The organism is Nocardia sp. JW2 (genome assembly GCF_051843015.1).
Taxonomy (GTDB): domain Bacteria; phylum Actinomycetota; class Actinomycetes; order Mycobacteriales; family Mycobacteriaceae; genus Nocardia; species Nocardia coubleae.
On record NZ_JBPXLK010000002.1, the window covers coordinates 62,117 to 82,933 of the forward strand.

The 20,817-nt window shown below is 71.0% G+C and carries 3 protein-coding genes; all 3 read left to right on the forward strand.

Annotation, left to right across the window (positions count from 1 at the left end):
• The first annotated feature begins 218 nt into the window (after positions 1-218).
• Positions 219-7,427 (forward strand): amino acid adenylation domain-containing protein, encoded by a 7,209-nt coding sequence (locus ACSVDM_RS03555; RefSeq protein ID WP_439263205.1) that lies wholly within the window; start codon positions 219-221, stop codon positions 7,425-7,427.
• Positions 7,428-7,508: 81 nt separating this feature from the next.
• Positions 7,509-13,304, forward strand: a complete 5,796-nt coding sequence (locus tag ACSVDM_RS03560) for an amino acid adenylation domain-containing protein (RefSeq protein ID WP_439263207.1) — start codon at positions 7,509-7,511, stop codon at positions 13,302-13,304.
• A gap of 140 nt (positions 13,305-13,444) precedes the next feature.
• Complete coding sequence (locus tag ACSVDM_RS03565; RefSeq protein WP_439262772.1) at positions 13,445-20,782, forward strand: amino acid adenylation domain-containing protein; 7,338 nt, start codon at positions 13,445-13,447, stop codon at positions 20,780-20,782.
• The last annotated feature ends 35 nt before the right edge of the window (positions 20,783-20,817 follow it).

The following is a 20,817-nucleotide window of genomic DNA, read 5'->3' on the forward strand; positions in this document are numbered from 1 at the left end:
AAAGCCTGCGCCGATACTCCTCTGGGCCCGAGATTCTGGGGGCTACCGGCGCGATCCCGGTATGTGTGTGGACGGTCGATATGATGGCTCGATCTGCACGGTGCGGTTGTGGCCGCGCGTCAGGCTCGATGAGAGGTGAATGATCCCGCATGGAAACTGCCCGTCGTTCTGCCCGCGGTAACCGCCGTCGCCGGTCGAGCAGTCCGACTTTCGGGCAGTTGCTGACCGCCGCTGTCGAGTCGTCGGCCGATCGGGTGGCAGTCCGGTTCAATCCCACCGGCGAGCCCACCGATCAGCGCGAGCTCACCTATTCGGAGTTCGACCAGCGGTCGGCCCAGCTGGCGCGGGAACTGATCGGACGCGGCATCGGCCCCGGCGACGTGGTCGCCATCGGCATCGCCCGCAGCATCGAATCGGTGCTCGCGGTATGGGCCATCGCCAAGACCGGCGCCGCCTACGTGCCGGTCGACCCGAACTACCCGGCCGACCGCATCGCCCACATCCTGTCCGACTCCGGTGCGGTCCTCGGCCTCACCACCACCGCGCACCGCGCGGTCCTCGGCACCACGCTGCCGTGGCTCGAGCTCGACGACTCCGCGACCGCCGAGCGGATCGTCGCCCAGCCCGCGCACCCGGTGTCCTACGCCGACCGCGTCCGGACGCTCGACGAGCGTCATCCGGCGTACCTGATCTACACCTCCGGCTCCACCGGCAAGCCCAAGGGCGTCGTGGTCACCCACACCGGCCTCGCCCCGCTGGTCGCCGCCGAACGCGAGCACTACGGCGTCACCGCCGACTCGCGCGTGCTGCACGTGTGCTCGCCGAACTTCGATGTGTCGGTGCTCGAGCTGCTGCTGGCGTTCTCGGCGGGCGCCACCCTGGTGATCGCGCCGCCGCAGGTGTTCGGCGGCTTCGAACTGGCCGACCTGCTGCGCCGCGAGCGGGTGTCGCACATGCTCATCACGCCCGGTGCGCTGGAATCGGTGGAGGCGGCCGATCTCGACGATCTGAAGGTCGTCGTGGTCGCGGGTGACAAGTTCGGCCCGGAACTGGTCGGCCGCTGGGCCGTCGGCGATCGCCGCTTCTACAACGGTTACGGCCCGACCGAGGCGACCATCCTCGCCACCAGCACCTCGCCGATGGATCCCGCCGCCCCGGTGACGATCGGTTCGGCCATCGCCGGAATCGGTGCGTTCGTGCTCGATTCGCGGCTGCGACCGGTGCCCGCCGGGGTGATCGGCGAGTTGTACCTGTCCGGTCCCGCGCTGGCGCAGGGTTATCTGAACCGGCCCGCGCTGACCGCGGAGCGTTTCGTCGCGAGCCCGTTCGGCGCGCAGGCGGGCGACGCCAACGCCCGGCTGTACCGCACCGGCGACCTGGTGCGCCGCAGCGAATCCGGTGACGGTGTCATCGAATACATGGGCCGCTCGGACTTCCAGGTGAAGATCCGCGGCTTCCGCATCGAGCTCGGCGAGATCGACAACGCCCTCACCACGCATCCCGACATCGACTTCGCGGCCACTCTCGGCAAGACCTTGCCCTCCGGCGTCACCGCGCTGGTGTCGTATGTGCTGCCGCGCGCGGGCGCCACCCTCGACATCCCCGCCGTCGACGCGTTCCTCTCGGAGTCGTTGCCCGGCTACATGATTCCGGCCGCCATCATGGTGCTCGACCGGATCCCGCTCACCCCGGTGGGCAAGCTCGACCGCAACGCCCTGCCGGAACCGGTGTTCGCCGCGCGCGAGTTCCGCGCACCGTCCACCCCGGTCGAGGAGATCGTCGCCGACGTCTTCGCCGCCCTGCTCACCACCGGTGGCGACGAGGAGATCCGGGTCGGCGCCGACGACGACTTCTTCGAACTCGGCGGCAACTCGCTGCTCGCCGCCCAGGCGGCCACCCGCATCGGCGCCGCGCTCGACACCAGGGTGCCGGTGCAGGTGCTGTTCGAGGCGAGCACCGTGTCGGCGCTGGCCGAACGGGTGGAACGCCACATCGGCACCGGCTCCGGCCAGGAACTGGTGCCCCAGGAGCGGCCCGAGATCATTCCGCTGTCGTTCGCGCAGCAGCGGATGTGGTTCCTGAACCGGTTCGATCCGGCCAGTGCCGTGAACAACATGCCCATCGCGGTGCGGTTGTCGGGCGCGCTCGACGTCGACGCCCTGCGCGCGGCGGTGCGCGACCTGGTGACCAGGCACGAGGTGCTGCGCACCATGTACCCGCAGGTCGACGGGGCCGGTCAGCAGCTGATTCTGCCGGTGTCCGATCCGCGCGCGGTGCCGGAGATGGTCTGCGAGCAGGTCGCCGAGGAGCAGGTGCCCGGGCTTGTCGCCGAGACCGTCGGTGTCGGCTTCGATGTGTCGCTCGCGCCGCCGATCCGGCTGCGGCTGCTGCGGCTCACCGCGCAGGAGCATGTGCTGATCTGCGTGGTCCACCACATCGCCGGTGACGGTGTGTCGATGGGCCCGCTCACCCGCGACCTGATGACCGCCTATGTGCAGCGCAGCGCGGGGTCCGAACTCCAATTGCCGCCGCTGCGTGTGCAATACGCCGACTTCACGCTGTGGCAGCGCGCCGTGCTCGGCACCGAGGACGACCCGGAATCGGTGCTGTCGCAGCAGATCGGCTACTGGCGCACCCAGCTCGCCGGCCTGCCCGACCAGCTCGCCCTCCCGGCCGACCGGCCGCGCCCGTCGGTGACCACCTACCGTGGCGCCACCTTCGACTTCCGCATCCCCGCCGACGTGCACGCCGGGCTGGACAAGCTCGCGCACACCCACAACTCGACGCTGTTCATGGTGGTGCACGCGGCGCTGTCGGCGCTGCTGGCGCGGCTGTCGGGCAGCACCGATATCGCGATCGGCACGCCGGTGGCGGGCCGTGGTGACGCCGCCCTCGACGACCTCATCGGCATGTTCGTCAACACCCTCGTGCTGCGCACCGAGGTGGATCCGGCGATGGGCTTCGAGGAACTGCTCGCCCAGGCCCGCGCCACCGATGTGGCCGCGTTCGGCCACGCCGACGTGCCGTTCGAGCGGCTGGTCGAGCTGCTCGATCCGGCCCGTTCCACCGCGCGGCACCCGCTGTTCCAGGTGATGCTCGCCTTCCAGAACATGGCGCGCACGGCGCTCGAGCTGCCGGGGATGACCGTGAGCGGGGTGGATCTGAGCATCCCGTTCGCCAAGTTCGACCTGCAGTTCGAGATGGTCGAGGACACCGACCGCCACGGCGTACCGCACGGCATCGCGGTCGGCCTCACCTATGCGACCGACCTGTTCGACGCGGCGACCGTGGAAGGTATCGCCGCCCGGTTCGTCCGCCTGCTCACCGCCGTCGTCGCCGACCCGGCGGCCCCGCTCGGCGGGCACGAGCTGATGGAGCAGGCCGAGCTGGATCGAATCCTGCTGGGCTGGAACGACACCCGTCACGAGCTGGCGCCCGCGCTGCTGCTCGACGGTTACCGCCGTGCGGTGGCCGAACACCCCGATGCGGTCGCGCTCGCCTACGAGGGCACCGAGCTTACGTACCGGGAGTTCGACGAGCGGGTGAACCGCTTGGCGCGCAAACTCGTCGCCGACGGTGTCGGGCCGGAATCGTTTGTGGCGCTGGCCGTTCGGCGTTCGCTCGATCTGGTGGTCGGCATGTACGCCATCGTCACGGCCGGTGGCGCGTACGTGCCGCTCGACCCGGACCACCCCGCCGAGCGCATCGCCCACATTCTCGACACCGCGCAGCCGGTGTGCGTGCTCACCACCACCGCCGACGCGGTCGAGGTGCCCGCCGGAACGCCGGTGATAGCGATCGATACCGTTGCGCTGCAGGGCTTCTCGGCCGAACCGCTCACGGCGTCCGAGCTGGCGAGTCCGGTCCTGCCGCAGCACCCCGCCTACGTGATCTTCACCTCCGGCTCGACCGGCAGGCCCAAGGGCGTCGCGGTGTCGCACGCGGCGATCGAGAACCAGATCGCCTGGATGCTCGCCGAATACCCGCTCGGCCCCGGCGATGTGTACCTGCAGAAGACCGCGACCACCTTCGACGTGTCGCTGTGGGGCTACTTCATGCCGCTGCGCACCGGCGCGAAGCTGGTCGTCGCCACCCACGACGGGCACCGCGACCCGGCCTACATCGCCGAAACCATTGCGGCGCAACGCGTCACGATGACCGACTTCGTGCCGTCGATGCTCACCGTCTTCGCCGCGCACACCGCACCGGGCAGCATTCCCACCCTGCGCGATGTGTTCGCGATCGGTGAGGCGCTGCCGCCGGAGACCGTCGCCGCCATGCGCGCGGTCTCGGACGCCCGCGTGCACAACCTGTACGGCCCCACCGAGGCCGCCGTCTCGGTGACCTACTGGCCCGCCGACGACCCGGGCCGCGGCTCGGTGCCGATCGGTGTGCCGGAGTGGAATACCCAGGTGTACGTGCTGGATTCGCGGCTGCGCCCGGTTCCCGCGGGTGTCGTCGGCGAGCTCTACCTCGCCGGTGATCAGCTCGCACGCGGGTATGTCGCCAGGCCGGACCTCACCGCCGACCGCTTCGTCGCCAATCCCTTCGGTGTGAACGCGCGCATGTACCGCACCGGCGACCTGGTGGTCTGGCGCACGCAGCCAGACGGCCGTGGCACGCTGGAATACCTGGGTCGCACCGACTTCCAGGTGAAGTTCCGTGGTCAGCGCATCGAGCTCGGCGAGATCGAGACCGCGCTGCTCGGCCAGCCCGCGGTGAGCCAGGCCGTGGCGATCGTCGCGGATTCGCCTGCGGGAGAACAGCTCGTGGCCTACGCGGTGCCCAAGCCGGGCGCCACGATCGAACCGGCACCGCTGCTGGCCGCTATCGGTGAGATCCTGCCGTCCTACATGGTCCCGGCCGCGCTGGTCGCGCTCGACGAACTGCCGCTCAACCCCAGCGGCAAACTCGATCGCAAGGCGCTGCCCGCCCCCACCTTCACCGCGGGTGAGTTCCGGGCACCGGCCACGCCCACCGAGGAGATCGTGGCGGGCGTCTATGCCGAACTGCTCGGCATGGCCCGGGTCGGCGCCGACGACGACTACTTCGCGCTCGGCGGCAACTCGCTGCTGGCCACCCGCGCGATCGCCAGGATCAACGAGGCGCTCGACGCCGACATCAGCATCCGCGACCTGTTCGAGGCGCCGACGGTGACCGCGCTGGCCGCCCGGATCAGCGCGAGCGGTGCCGGCGCACGGCCCGCCCTCGTCCCCGCTGCGCGCCCGCAGCGGATTCCGCTGTCGCTGGCGCAGCAGCGCATGTGGGTGCTCAACCAGGTCGATCCCGCGTCGGGCGCCTACAACCTGCCCTTCGCGCTCCGCCTCACCGGTGACCTCGATGTGGCCGCGCTCGACGCCGCCATCGCCGATGTGCTCGGCAGGCACGAGTCGCTGCGCACCCGTTTCCCCGCCACCGACGGCGAGGGCGCCTACCAGGAGATCGTCGCGGTCGCCGAGGTGCTGCCCGACGGCCTGGTCGTGGAGACCACCGACGACGTGCTCGGCCGGGTCGCCGAACTCGCGACCGCCGGATTCGACGTCACCCGTGAGGTGCCCGTGCGGACGCGGCTGCTCACCGACGGATCGTCGGACTCGCTGCTGGTGTTCGTGGTGCACCACATCTCCGCCGACGGTGCCTCGCTCGCCCCGCTGGCGCGCGACCTGATCACCGCCTACGTCGCCCGTACGGGTGGGCAGAGCCCGGCGTGGACCCCGCTGCCGGTGCAGTACGCGGACTTCGCGCTCTGGCAGCGCGAAGTGGTCGGCGCCGACGACGAGCCGGGTTCGGTGGCCGCCGCCCAGCTCGACTACTGGCGCACCCAGCTGGCCGGGATGCCGCCGCTGCTCGAGCTGCCGCAGGACCGTCCGCGCCCCTCGGTGCCGAGCCTGCGCGGCGCGACCACCGAGCTGCGGTTGCCGGCCAAGGTGCACGAGCAGCTGAATCATCTTGCGCGCGAGCACAAGTCGTCGCTGTTCATGGTTGTGCACGCGGCGCTGGCCGTGCTGCTCGCCCGGCTGTCGGGCAGCACCGACATCGCGATCGGCACCGCTGTCGCCGGTCGTGGTGAGCGGGCGCTCGACGAGCTGGTCGGCATGTTCGTCAACACGCTCACGCTGCGCACCGCCCTCGACCCGGCCGGTTCGTTCGACGAGGCCGTCGACCTGGCCCGCGAGACCGATCTCGGCGCGTTCGCCAATGCCGATCTGCCGTTCGAGCGGGTCGTCGAGGTGGTGGCGCCGGGCAAGGGCAGCGCGCACAACCCGCTGTTCCAGGTGGCGCTGACCTTCAGCAACAACGAGACCGCCGCACTCGAACTGCCCGGCCTCACCGTCGCCGCGCTCGACACCGGGGTGTCGGCCAAGTTCGACCTGCAGGTCGACGTGGAGCCGCGCTACACCGACGAAGGCGCGCCCGGTGAGCTGGTCGCCCTGTTCAACTACGCCACCGATCTGTTCGACGAGGCGACCGTTCGTTCCATCGGCACGCGCTTCGCTCGCATCCTCACGGCGGTGGCCGCCGACCCGCAGGTCCGCGTGGGCGACATCGACATCCTCGACGAGAGCGAACGGGCCCGCTTGCTCGCAGGCGCCGCCCAGGCGCCCGCGCCGACCACCGCGACCGGCGGAACCACCCTCACCCAGGCGTTCACCGCCGCCGCCGAGGACGACCCGGACGGCCCGGCGCTGGTCTGGGGCGACGAGCAGCTCGGTTTCGAACAGCTCGACGCCCGCTCCTCGCGCCTGGCACGCCTGCTGATCGCGCGTGGCTTCGGACCGGGTTCCGGTGTGGCCCTTGCTCTTCCGCGTGGCGCCGACTGGGCCGTCGCGGTGTGGGCGGTGCTCAAGGCGGGCGCGGCGATCGTGCCGTTCTCGCGGGAGACGGCGGCCGAGCCGACGGCCAAGATCGGCATCACCACCGGCACGGCACCCTCGTCGGAGCTCGACTGGGTGGTGCTCGACGATCCCGCCGTGCGCACCGAACTGTCCACGCAGTCGGCCCGCCCGGTGACCTACGCCGACCGCACCCGCGCCCTGCGCGGCAGCGACCCGGCCTTCGTCGGTGCCGAGGGTGTGCGCAGCTACGACGACCTCGCCACGGCGGGCTCGCGGGTGCGCACCGAGGCCGAGCTCACCTTCGAATCACGGACCTTCGCCACCGCGACCGACACCTTCGCGGCCGTCGTCGAACCGGTCGCGGCCGGTGTGGCCGGCGCGTCGATGGTGCTGGTCACCGGCGATCCGTCGGCGGCGCTCGCCGAGGAATGGGTGAGTCACCTGTTCGGTGACCGGGCCGGTCTCGACTTGGTCGACACGGGCGAGCTCGAGGATCTGCGCGCGGTGATCGCCGACGACGCGGCACCCGGCGACGCGGGCCGGGCCGAGGTGGTCCTGGTACTCGCCGAGCTGAGCGCCGCCGCGGTCTGAAACCATGACCGAGGGCAGTGACCCAGTTTCGGTGACGGATGAGGTGGATTCGCGATGACACGACCGGTACGCACCCGCCCGGTGCGCACACGCCGCGCCCGGGTGACCGCGCTGCCGCAGCTGCTGGCCACCGCCGTGGAGACCGCTCCCGACGGTGTCGCCGTGGTGCTGGCCGATGCCACCCGCACCCTCGGTAGCCTCACCTACGCCGAGCTCGACGAGCGGTCCAGCCGCATCGCGCGCCTGCTCATCGCGCGCGGGATCGGCGCGGGTGACCTGGTGGCCCTGGGGATTCCGCGCTCGATCGAGTCGGTGCTCGCGGTGTGGGCGGTGGCCAAGACCGGTGCCGGTTTCGTGCCCGTCGACCCGAACTACCCGCCGGACCGGGTGGCGCACATGGTCACCGATTCCGGGGCGGTGTTCGGGCTGACCGTCGCGAGCGCGGCCGAGCGGCTGCCCGCGCAGGTGCAGTGGCTGGCCATCGACGACGCGGCAACGGTGGCGCGACTCGACGAGTTCTCCGGTGTACCGATCACCAATGCCGACCGGGTGCGCCAGATCCGCGCCGAGGACCTGGCCTACGTCATCTACACCTCGGGTTCGACGGGTCTGCCCAAGGGTGTGGCGGTGTCGCAGGCCGGGCTCGCCGGCTTCAGTGCCGAACAGCGCAAGCACTACGGGGTCGAAGCGCATTCGCGGACACTGCATTTCGCCTCACCGTCGTTCGATGCTTCCATTCTCGAACTGCTGCTCGCCGTCGGTGCGGGCGCGACCATGGTGATCGTCGATCCCAGTGTGTTCGGCGGTGACGAACTGGCCGCGCTGCTGCGCCGGGAGCGGGTGAGTCACGCCTTCATCACCCCGGCCGCGCTCGCCTCGATCGACCCCGCCGGTCTCGACGACTTCCGGGTGGTCGCGGTGGGCGGCGAGGCATGTCCGCCGGATCTGCTGCGGCGCTGGGCGATTCCGCTGGCCGACGGCAGTCTGCGGCAGTTCCACAATGTGTACGGGCCCACCGAGACCACCATCGTCACCAATATCAGTGTGCCGCTGAAGCCGGGTGATCCGCTCACCATCGGCGGACCGCTGGCCGGTGTCGCCGAATACGTGCTCGACGACCGGCTCGGCCCGGTGCCGCCCGGTGTCACCGGCGAGCTGTACATCACCGGCGCCCAGCTCACCCGCGGTTATCACGCGCGGCCGGGGCTCACCGCGTCGCGTTTCGTGCCGAACCCGTTCGAGCCCGCCGGTTCCCGGCTCTACCGCACCGGCGACCTGGTCCGCTGGACCACCGACGGCGCCCTGGAGTACGTGGGGCGCAACGACTTCCAGGTGAAGATCCGTGGTTTCCGGATCGAGCTGGGCGAGATCGACGCCGTGCTCTCCGCGCACGAGAGTCTTGACTTCGCCGCCACTGTCGGCCACGAACTCGACAGCGGCGCGACGATTCTCGTGTCCTACGTGCACGCCGCCCCGGGTGCCGTTGTCGACACCGCGGAGCTCACCGCGTTCGCCGAACGCAGCCTGCCCGCGCACATGGTGCCGACCGTGCTGATGGAACTCGACACCATCCCGCTCACCCCTGTGGGCAAGCTGGACCGCCGGGCGCTGCCCGCGCCGGTGCTCGAGCACGCCGCATTCCGCCCGCCCGTCACCCCGGTCGAGCAGATCGTGGCAGGCACCTTCGCCCAGGTGCTCGACGCCGACACCCAGCTCGGCCTCGACGACGACTTCTTCGCCCTCGGTGGCAACTCGCTGCTGGCCACCCAGGTCGCGGCCCGGCTCGGTGCCGCCCTCGACACCGAATTCCCGGTGCGGCTGCTGTTCGAGGCGCCGACGGTGGAGGCCCTGGCGCGTCGGCTCGCCGAATCCGCCGGTGCCGGTGCGCGTCCCGCGCTGGTGGCCCGCGAGCGGCCCGACCGGATCCCGCTGTCGCTGGCCCAGCAGCGGATGTGGTTCCTCAACCAGTTCGATCCGCGGTCGGTGGCCTACAACATCCCGATGGCGGTGCGGCTCACCGGCGCCATCGACGTGGCCGCGCTCGACGCGGCCGTCGCCGACCTGGTGGCCAGGCACGAGACCCTGCGCACCGTCTACCCCGAGACCGACGACGGGCCGGTGCAGCGGATCCTCGACCCGTCGGAGGCGACACCCCGGCTCGAGGTGCGCACCCTGACGGCCGCCGAATTGCCGTCGGCCATGCGGGAACTCGGCTCCCACGGCTTCGATGTGCGCAGTCAGGTGCCGCTACGGGTCGCGCTGTTCCAGCTCGGCCCCGAGGAATCGGTGCTCGCGGTCGTCGTGCATCACATCGCCGGGGACGGCAGCTCGCTCGCCCCGCTCAGCCGGGATCTGATGCTGGCCTACGGCGCCCGTTCGGCCGGTACCGCGCCGGACTGGGCGCCTCTGCCCGTGCAGTACGCCGACTACGCGCTGTGGCAGCGCGAACTGCTCGGCAGCGAGGACGACCCGGATTCGCTGGCCTCGGCCCAGCTCGACTACTGGCGCACGGCCCTGGCCGGGCTGCCCGACCAGCTCGACCTGCCCGCCGACCACCCGCGTCCCGCCGTCCAGTCGCTGGCCGGTGGCCGGGTGCCGATCGAGATCGACGCCGACACCCACCGCGCGCTGCTCGCCCTGGCCCGTGCGCAGGGCGCCACCCTGTTCATGGTTGTGCACGCCGCGCTCGCCGTGACTCTCGGCAGGCTGGCCGGCACCGATGACCTGGCCATCGGAACCCCCGTCGCCGGTCGTGGGGAGGCCGCGCTCGACGACCTCATCGGCATGTTCGTCAACACCCTCGTCTTCCGCACCACCCTGAACGCAGGCGAACCGTTCACCGATCTGCTCGCGCGGCAACGGGAAACGGACCTGCAGGTGTTCGCCCACGCCGACCTGCCGTTCGAACGCCTCGTCGAGGCGATCAATCCGGCACGCTCCACCGCGCGGCACCCGCTGTTCCAGGTCGGCCTGTCCTTCCAGAACCTCACCCGCACCGGACTCGAGCTGGGGGAGACGGACGTCGAAGGCGTGGATGTGGACCTGGCGGTCTCGCAGTTCGACCTGCACGCCATCGTCGCCGACGCCTACGACAGCGAAGGCGCGGCCCAGGGCATCAACGGTGTACTCACCTACGCCACAGATCTTTTCGAGCCGGAGACCGCGCGGGCATACGCCGACCGGTTCGCACGGGTACTCGCGGGAATCGCCGCCGACCCGCGGCGCCCCGTCGGCGAGATCGAGCTCCTGTCCGAGGACGAGCGAACACGAATCCTGCACGACTGGAACGACACCCGGCATGTCCGCCCGTCGACCACACTGCCCGCACTGTTCGACCAGACGGTCGCCGCGCATCCCGATCGGGTGGCGCTGGTCGCTCCCGACGGGGCCGAGCTGACCTACCGCGAGTTCGCGACAAGGGTGAACCAGCTTGCGCGGCACCTGATTTCGCAGGGTGTCGGAGTGGAGGACCGGGTGGCGCTCACCATCCGGCGGTCCGTGGATCTCGTCGTCGCCATGTACGCGGTGGCTCAGACGGGAGCGGCCTATGTTCCGCTCGATCCCGATCAGCCCGCCGACCGAGTGCGCCACGTGCTCGACACCGCCGCGCCGGTGTGCGTATTGACCACCGCGCGTGACGGTTTCGGCGATGCTGTCGCGATCGACACGCTCGATCTCGCCGGGTATCCGGCGAGTCCGATCGAGGCACGTGAGCGGCGGGGCCACCTGCGGCCCGAGAACGCGGCCTACGTCATCTTCACCTCCGGGTCCACCGGCAAGCCCAAGGGTGTCGCGGTGCCGCACGGCGCCATCGTCAACCAATTGCTGTGGAAGACCCAACATTTCGGCCTCACCAGCGATGATTCCGTGCTGCTGAAGACCGCCGCCACCTTCGACCTCTCCGTCTGGGAGTTCTGGACCACCGCCGTGAGCGGCGGCACACTGGTGATCGCCGCACCGGACGGGCACCGCGACCCCGCCTACCTGCTGCGGGTGCTCACCGATCAGCAGGTGAGCACGCTGCATGTGGTCCCGTCCATGCTCGACGCCTTGCTCACCGAATGCGCGGGCGCGCTTCCGGTTTCGCTGCGCCGCGTGCTCGCCATCGGCGAAGCCCTCCCGGCCGACACGGCTCAGCGTTTCCTCGCCGCCACCGACGCCGCCCTGCACAACCTGTACGGGCCGACTGAGGCGGCGGTATCGATCACCGACCACCGCGTCACCGCCGCCGACCGCACCACGGTGCCGATCGGCGCACCGGAATGGAACAGCCGCGTCTACGTGCTCGACGCCCGCCTGCGGCCAGTGCCTCCGGGCGTGGCAGGCGAGTTGTACCTGGCAGGCGACCAGCTCGCCCGAGGCTACTTCGCCCGCCCCGACCTCACCGCCGACCGCTTCGTCGCCAACCCCTTCGAACCGGGCGCCCGCATGTACCGCACCGGCGACCTGGTCGCCTGGAACGCGGTCGGCGAACTCGACTACCGGGGCCGCACAGACTTCCAGGTGAAGATCCGCGGCTTCCGCATCGAACTCGGCGACATCGAATCGGCCCTGCTCGCGGCGCCGCAGGTGGCCCAGGCGGCGGTGCTCGCCACCACCGACCCGCAGCTCGGTGACCGGCTGGTGGCCTATGTGGTGCCCGCCCCCGGCGCCGAACTCACCGCGACCGTCGCCAGAAACGCGGTGGCGCAGGTACTTCCGTCGTACATGGTGCCGTCGGCGTTCGTCGTCCTCGATCGGCTGCCGCTCAATGCCAACGGCAAGCTCGACCGCGCCGCCCTGCCCGCACCGGTCATCGAACCGCGCCGGTACCGTGCGCCGGAAAGCGGCGACGAGATCGCGGTGGCCGAGGTCTTCACCGAGGTGCTCGGTGTCGGCGACCCCGGCCTCGACGACGACTTCTTCGCCCTCGGCGGCAACTCCCTGCTCGCCACCCGCGTGGTCCACCGCCTGCACGAACGCACCGGAACCGCGCTCACCGTCGCCGCGTTCTTCGCCGACCCCACCGTGGGTGGCCTGGCCGAACGTCTCGGTGGTTCGGGACAGCAGGATCTGGCGGCCGCGCTGTCGGTCGTCCTGCCACTGAACGACGCCGCCCGCGGCGGCACGCGGGTCGGCGGTCCGGAACCGCTGTTCTGTCTGCATCCGGTATCCGGGTTGGCCTGGGCGTATTCGTCGCTGGTCCCGTACCTGCCCGCCGACCGGCCGGTGGTCGGCATCCAGTCACCCGCCCTCAGCGAACCCGGCTTCCAGCCCGGCACGGCCGACGAACTGATCGACCGCTATGTGGCCGAAATCCGCGCCGTCCAACCGCACGGCCCGTACCGGCTGCTCGGCTGGTCGCTCGGCGGTGTGCTCGCCCACGCTGTCGCCACCCGACTGCAGGCGGCGGGCGAGACGGTGGCCTCGCTGACCATGCTCGACAGTGTGCCCGGCGCCGACCTCACCGACTTCCGCGCCGAACTGCGTCACGCTCTGCTCGACCTGGGCATCCCCGACGACAAGCTCCCCTCGGCCGAGGATTTGGCCGACCTCGGTGACGACGCCGTGGCCGCTCTGCACACCGCCCTCGCGGCCGACCTGCCGATCTCACGGGACGATTTCGTGGCGATGTACCGGGGCGCGCTGCGTTCGGTCGCGCTGGTGACCGAACTCGTCCCGGACCGGTTCGACGGATCGCTCACCTATTTCACGGCCATGGACACCGGCGGCGTGGACCGTGGCGGCGCTTCGCGGTGGCGGCACCACATCAGCGGGGTCATCGTCGATCACCCCGTCGCCACCACACATCAGCTCATGCTCGCCGACCCGGCGCCGGCCGTCATCGGACCGGTTCTGGACCAGGTCATCAGCGGGTCTGGGCATAGCACCACGTAACGGGCGGGCGGCAGATTACGATTCTGTTGCCAGAGAGTCGGTGTGTCATGGCGCACACCTCGGCGACGGTCGGCGGTGCAAGGTAGAGATCTATGCTGTGTCCCGTTCGGCCTCGTCGGACGCGAGAGGTGTATTGGTCTGTGGAAAGCCCCCGCCGCGCTGGCCGTGAACGTCGTCGAACCGGCAGCCGAGCGCTGTTCGGCCAGTTGCTCACGGCTGCTGTCGAGTCCGCAGCCGATTCCGTCGCGCTGCGCTACAACCCGACCGGCATGCCCGGCGCCGAGCAGGTGCTCACCTACCGTGAGCTCGACGAACGCTCCTCGCGGCTGGCCCGTGAACTGATCGGCCGTGGTGTCGGCGCGGGCGACGTGGTCGCCGTCGGCATCTCCCGCTCCATCGAATCGGTGCTCGCGGTGTGGGCGGTCGCCAAGACCGGCGCCGCCTACGTGCCCGTCGACCCGGCCTACCCCAGCGACCGGATCGCGCACATCGCCGTCGATTCCGGCGCCACCCTCGGTCTCACCACGGCCGCCCACCGGGCGAGCCTCGGGACCAGCCTGTACTGGATCGAACTGGACGACCCCGTCGTCGCCGAGCGCATCGCGGCGCACCCCGCGCACGCGGTGAGCTATGCCGACCGGGTGCGCCAGATCGACCCGGCCCACCCGGCCTACGTCATCTACACCTCCGGCTCCACCGGCAAACCCAAGGGCGTGGTGGTGACCCACGCGGGTCTCGCCTCGCTGGTCGCGGCCGAACGCGAGAACTTCGGGGTGGGCCCGGATTCGCGAGTGCTGCACGTGTGCTCGCCGAACTTCGACGTCTCGGTGCTCGAGCTGCTGCTCACCTTCGCCGGCGGTGCCACCCTGGTGATCTCGCCGCCGCGCGTGTTCGGCGGTTTCGAACTGTCGGATCTGCTGCGCCGCGAGCGCGTGACCCATCTGCTCATCACGCCCGGCGCCCTGGAGTCGGTCGACCCGGCCGGGCTGCCCGACCTGCGCACCGTCGTCGTGGCGGGCGACCGGTTCGGACCGGAACTGGTCGGCCGCTGGGCGGTCGACGGCCGCAACTTCCACAACGGTTACGGGCCGACCGAGGCGACCATTCTCGCCACCAGCACCGCCGCCCTGCACCCGCACGAGCCGATCACCCTCGGCACCGCCGTGCCCGGCATGGGCCTGTTCGTGCTCGACGCGCGGCTGCGCCCGGTGCCCGCGGGCGTGGTGGGCGAGCTCTACCTCTCGGGTCCGGCGCTGGCGCAGGGGTATCTCGGCAAGCCCGGGCTCACCGCGCAGCGGTTCATCGCCTCGCCGTTCGGACCGGGCAGGCTCTACCGCACCGGCGACCTGGTGCGTCGCGTGGAATCCGGCGCCACCCTGGAGTATCTCGGCCGCACCGACTTCCAGGTGAAGGTGCGTGGGTTCCGCATCGAGCTCGGCGAGATCGACAACGCCCTCACCGCCCATCCCGACCTCGACTACGCCGTCACCCTCGGCAAGTCCATGCCGTCGGGGGCCACCGGTCTCGTGTCGTATGTGCTGCCGCGTCTCGGACGCACGGTCGACACCGGCGAACTGGCCGAATTCCTCGCCGAATCACTGCCCGCGTACATGATTCCGGCCGTCATCATGGTCCTGGACAAGCTGCCACTGAACTCGGTCGGCAAACTGGACCGCGCCGCGCTGCCGACCCCGGTGTTCACCGCTCGCGGTTTCCGCGCGCCCGCCACCCCCGCCGAACAGGCCGTCGCCGATGTCTTCGCCGCGCTGCTCTTGCGCGACGGCGCGGGCCGGGTCGGCGCCGACGACGACTTCTTCGAACTCGGCGGTGACTCGTTGCTGGCCGCCCAGGCCGTCGCCCGCATCGGTGCCGCACTCGACGTGCGGGTGCCGGTGCAGGCCGTGTTCGAGGCGCCGACCGTCGCCGCGCTGGCCCAGCGCGCCGAACAGCAGCGGACCTCGTCGGGCGCGCTGGCGCTCGTCGCCCGGTCGCGACCCGCACAGATCCCGCTGTCCTACGCCCAGCAGCGGATGTGGTTCCTCAACCGGTTCGACCCGTCCTCGGCCGTCGACAACATCCCGCTCGTCCTCCGCCTGAACGGGCGCCTGGATCTGCCCGCCCTGCAAGCCGCGATCGGCGACCTCGCCACCCGGCACGAGGTGCTGCGCACGGTGTACCCGGCCATCGAGGGTGTCGACGGGCCGGTGCTGGAAGGCCACGGCCACCAGCTCATCCTCGCGCCCGGCGATCCACTGGCCACCCCGGATTTCGAGGTCGTCGCGATCGAGGAGGCCGAGCTGGCCGACGCTGTCGCCGACACCGTGCTCACCGGCTTCGACGTCACCGCGGCCCCGCCCGTGCGGATCCGCATCTTCGAACTCGACGAGTCCGAACACGTCGTGGCGTGCGTGATCCACCACATCGCCGCCGACGGGTTCTCCTTCGCCCCGCTCACCAGGGACCTGCTCACCGCCTACGCCGAGCGACGCGGCGGGGGCGCACCGCAGTGGCCGCCGCTGCCGGTGCAGTACGCCGACTACACGCTGTGGCAGCGCGAACTGCTCGGCAGCGAGGACGACCCGCGTTCGCTGCTCGCCACCCAGATGGCGTTCTGGCGTGACACCCTCGCCGGCCTGCCCGAACAGCTGGAACTCCCCGCCGACCGGCCGCGCCCCGCCGTCGCCAGTCACGAGGGCGACCTGCACCACATCCATGTCCCGGCCTCGGTGCACGCCGGCCTGCAGAACCTCGCGCGCGAACACAACGCCACCGTGTTCATGGTGGTGCACACCGCGCTGGCGTTGCTGCTCGCGCGCCTGTCGGGCACCCGCGACATCGCCATCGGCACCCCGGTCGCCGGGCGCGGCGAGCAGGCGCTCGACGAACTCATCGGCATGTTCGTCAACACCCTCGTGCTGCGTACGGAGATCGACCCGGCGGTGTCGTTCCGGCAGCTGCTCATCGACGTCCGCGCCCGCGACCTGGCGGCTTTCGGCCACGCCGACGTGCCGTTCGAGCGGCTCGTCGAACTGCTCGAGCCAGTCCGTTCGACGTCGCGGCATCCGCTGTTCCAGGTGATGCTCACCTTCCAGAACCTGGCCCGCACCGATCTCGAATTGCCCGGGCTCACCGTCAGCGACGGTGATTTCACGGTGCCGATCGCCAAGTTCGATCTGCAGGTGGAGGTCGCCGAACACATCGGTGACGACGGCGCGCCGCAGGGCATGGCCGTGTCGTTCGGGTACGCCACCGACCTGTTCGATCGCGGCACCGTCAGCGATTTCGCCGATCGGTGGGCGCGGGTGCTCGGCACCATCGTCGCCGATCCGACCCTGCCCGTCGGGGATATCGATGTCCTCGCTCCCGGTGAGCGCGAACTCGTGCTCCGCGAGGGCAATTCGCCCGGTGTGCCGGTTCCCGAGGTGACCCTGGTCGACCTCCTCGCCGCCCAGGCGCGGCAGCGGCCCGACGCCGTCGCGGTGCGGGCGGGGGAGCGGTCGCTGAGCTTCGCCGACCTGTTCGGCCAGGCCTCGGCGCTGGCCCGTGCGCTCATCGCCCGCGGCGCGGGTCCGGAAACCCTTGTCGCCGTTGCTGTGCCACGCACCGAGGAGCTGCCGGTCGCGCTGCTCGCGGTATTGCTCTCGGGCGCGGGTTATCTGCCGATCGACTCCGGGTACCCGGCACAACGCCTGGAGTACGTGGTCGACGACGCGAAACCCGCTGTGCTGCTTGCCTCGTCGTCGGAATACGACATCCTGCGCGAGGCCGGACACGGCTGGGCGTCGGCATTGCCGGTGGTGCTGCTCGACGAGCGCGCCCTGCATTCCGACGCGCCGCTGCACTCGTCCGAACGTCACGCTCCGCTGCGTCCGGACCATCTGGCCTACGTCATCTACACCTCCGGTTCCACCGGTCTGCCCAAGGGCGTGGCGGTGAGCCACCGCAATGTGCTCGAGCTGTTCGCCAATACCCAGGTGCTGTTCAGCTTCGACGTCGACGACGTATGGACGGTGTTCCACTCCTTCGCCTTCGACTTCTCGGTGTGGGAGCTGTGGTGCGCGCTGGCCGGTGGCGCGTCGGTGGTGGTCGTCGACCATGTCACCTCGCGCTCGCCGATCGAGTTCCGTGCCCTGCTCGCCCGCGAACAGGTGACGGTGCTGAGCCAGACACCGACCGCGTTCGCCCAGCTCGACGAGGCCGACCGCGCCGCCCAGGCCGCGGGCGCCGCCCCGCTCGCGCTGCGCTACGTGATCTTCGGTGGCGAGGCGCTCGACCCGCGCAAACTCGTCCGCTGGTACGACCGGTACGGAAACAGCCCGGCCGCACCGGAACTGGTGAACATGTACGGCATCACCGAGACCACGGTGCACGTGTCGCATCTGGCTCTCTCGCCGCAGCCGTCGGCGACCGCGGGCAGCGTGATCGGTCGCGCCCTGCCGGGTCTTTCGGTCGCGGTGCTCGACGACCGGTTGCGTCCGGTGCCCTTCGGCGTGGCCGGTGAGCTCTACGTCGCGGGCAACCAGGTGACGCGCGGCTACCTCGGCAAGCCGGGACTGACCGCGACCCGTTTCGTCGCCGACCCGTACGGTCCGCCCGGATCGCGGCGCTACCGTTCCGGCGACCTCGGCCGCTGGGTCAGCTTCCGTGGCACCCCGACCCTCGAATACGGCGGTCGTGGTGACCAGCAGGTGCAGTTGCGCGGCTTCCGGATCGAGCCGGGCGAGATCGAGTCGGCGCTGCTCGGCGTCGCCGGTGTCGGGCAGGCGGCGGTGGTCGTGCGTGCCGACGAACACGCGGGCGACCGGCTGATCGCGTACGTCGTCCCGGTGGCGGGGGCAGACCTCGACCCGGTGGCCGTCCGCGCGACCGTCGCCGAATTCCTCACCGGGTACATGGTTCCCGACGCCGTGATGGTGGTGGCCGGGCTGCCGCTGACCGCGAACGGCAAGCTCGACCGGGCCGCGCTGCCCGCCCCCGAGTTCGCCTCGGCGGCGACGTTCCGCGCGCCGACCACCCCGATCGAACAGAGCGTGGCCGAGGTGTTCGCCACCCTGCTCGGCGTGCCCGAGGTCGGCCTGGACGACAACTTCTTCGATCGCGGCGGCAACTCGCTGCTGGCGACCCGGGCCATCGCCCGCATCGATGCCGCCCTGGCCGCCGACCTGGTGGTGCGCGACCTGTTCGAGGCGCCGACCGTGGCCGCCCTGTCCGCGCGGGTGCGCCCCGGCGCGGTCACCAACCCGCGCCCGCCGCTGGTTCCCGCCCAGGATCGGGGCGTCATCCCGCTCTCGCCCGCCCAGCAGCGCATGTGGTTGCTCAACCGCATCGACCCGGATTCCCCGGCCTACAACATCCCGCTGGTGCTTCGCCTGCGCGGCGCGCTCGACGCCTCGGCGCTGCGCTACGCCGTGGCCGATGTGCTCGAGCGGCACGAGGCGCTGCGCACCCGCTTCCCGGCCGACGCGCCGGGCGAGCTGCCGTATCAGGAGATCCTGCCGGTGAGCGCGGTGCTGCCGGGCGGGCTGCCGATCGAGACCTGCGACGACCCGGCCGAACGGGTGATGCGGCTGCTGGCCGGTGGTTTCGATGTCACCGAGCGAGTTCCGTTGCGCGCGTGCCTGTTCACCGTGCCCGACACCGACCCGCTGGCCGAGGAGGAGCATGTCCTCGCGGTGGTGGTGCAGCACATCATCGCCGACGGTGCCTCCCTCGCCCCGCTGGCCCGCGATCTGGTGATCGCCTACCGCGCCCGCGTGGAGGGGCGTTCGCCGAGCTGGGCGCCGCTGCCGGTGCAGTACGCCGACTACGCGCTGTGGCAGCGCGCGGTGCTCGGCGACGAGAACGACGAGAGTTCCACCGCCGCACGCCAGCTCGCGTTCTGGCGGACCACCCTGGCCGGTCGCACCGGAACCATCGAGCTGCCGCACGACCACCCGCGTCCGCCGCAGGCCTCACTGCGTGGCGCCGATGTGCGAACCACGTTGCCCGCCGACGTGCACGCCGGGCTGGCCGAGATCGCCCGCGAGCACAACGCGTCGCTGTTCATGGTCGTGCACGCGGCGCTGGCGGTGCTGCTCGCCCGGGTGAGCGGTGACACCGATATCGCCATCGGCACGCCCATCGCCGGGCGGGGGGAGCCGGAGCTCGACGACCTGGTAGGCATGTTCGTCAACACCCTGACCCTGCGCACCGAGGTCACGCCGCAGCGCGGTTTCGCCGAATTCGTCGACACCGTACGCGAAGTCGACCTCACCGCGTTCGCCCACGCCGACCTGCCGTTCGAGCGGATCGTGGAGGAGGTGGCGCCCACCGGCGCCGTCTCGCACAACCCGCTGTTCCAAGTGGTGCTGTCGTTCCACAACAACGAGACACCGATCCTGCGGCTGCCCGGGCTCACCATCGAGGCGGTGGACTCCGCCGCGCGCTCGGCCAAGTTCGATCTGCAGGTGAACGTGGAACCCACGCACACCGCCACCGGTGAGCCAGACGAGGTCGGTGTCGTGTTCACCTATGCGACAGACCTTTTCGAGGAACACACCGTCGCCGCGCTGGCTCGTAGCTTCGCCGAGATCGTCGCGGCCGTCGCCGCCGATCCCGCGGTCCGAGTGGGCGATATCGACCTGCGCGATGCCAGGGAGAAGGAACGCGAACTCACCGCCGCGGCCTACGCGCCCGCCCCGTCGGCCAACGGCGCCGCGCTGGCCCAGGAACTGGCCGCCGCCGTGGAAGAGGACCCCGACGCGCCTGCCCTCGACCTGGGCGACGCCGAACTGAGCTACCACCAGTTCGACGCCCGCTCCTCACAGTTGGCGCGGTCGCTGATCGCGCGTGGTGCGGGACCGGGCAATGGCGTCGCGATCCGGCTCGACCGGGGTGCCGAGGCCGCCATCGCCGTGTGGGCGGTGCTCAAGGCGGGGGCGGCGGTGGTGCCGCTGCTCACCATCGACGCGCCACTACCCGACGGGCTGGAGGTGAAGCTCGGGCTGAGCCTCGACATCCTCGACCCGCCCGACGGTCTGGACTGGTACGACCTGGCCGACCCGGCCCTGCGCGCCGAACTGGCCGCCGAGTCACCGCGCCCCATCGGTTACGCCCACCGCACCCGCGCCCTGCGCGGCGACGACGTGGCCTTCGTCGGTGGTGGCCGGGTGCTGAACTACGACGAGCTGGCCGGTGCGGCCGAGCGGATCGGGCAGCGTACGGGTCTGAATTTCGAATCACGGACCCGCACGGCGGGCAGGCCGGATTCGGTGGCCGGGGTGCTCGAACTGGTCGCGGCCGGAATCGCCGGTGCGGCTGTCGTTTTGGGGTCCGGTGACGACGGCGCCGACGAGGTGAGCCATGTGTTCACCGAATCGGCGGTCGCTGTCGCCGAACCAGGGGAAGGTGCCGGTGCGACGATCGTCGCGTTGAGTGAGATGATCGGCAACGCCGGCCGGTCGCAGCAGCGGCGTGCGGTGGCTGGGATGGATGGATAGGTACGAGGTGCGTGCATGACCGGGCAGCGGCGAGT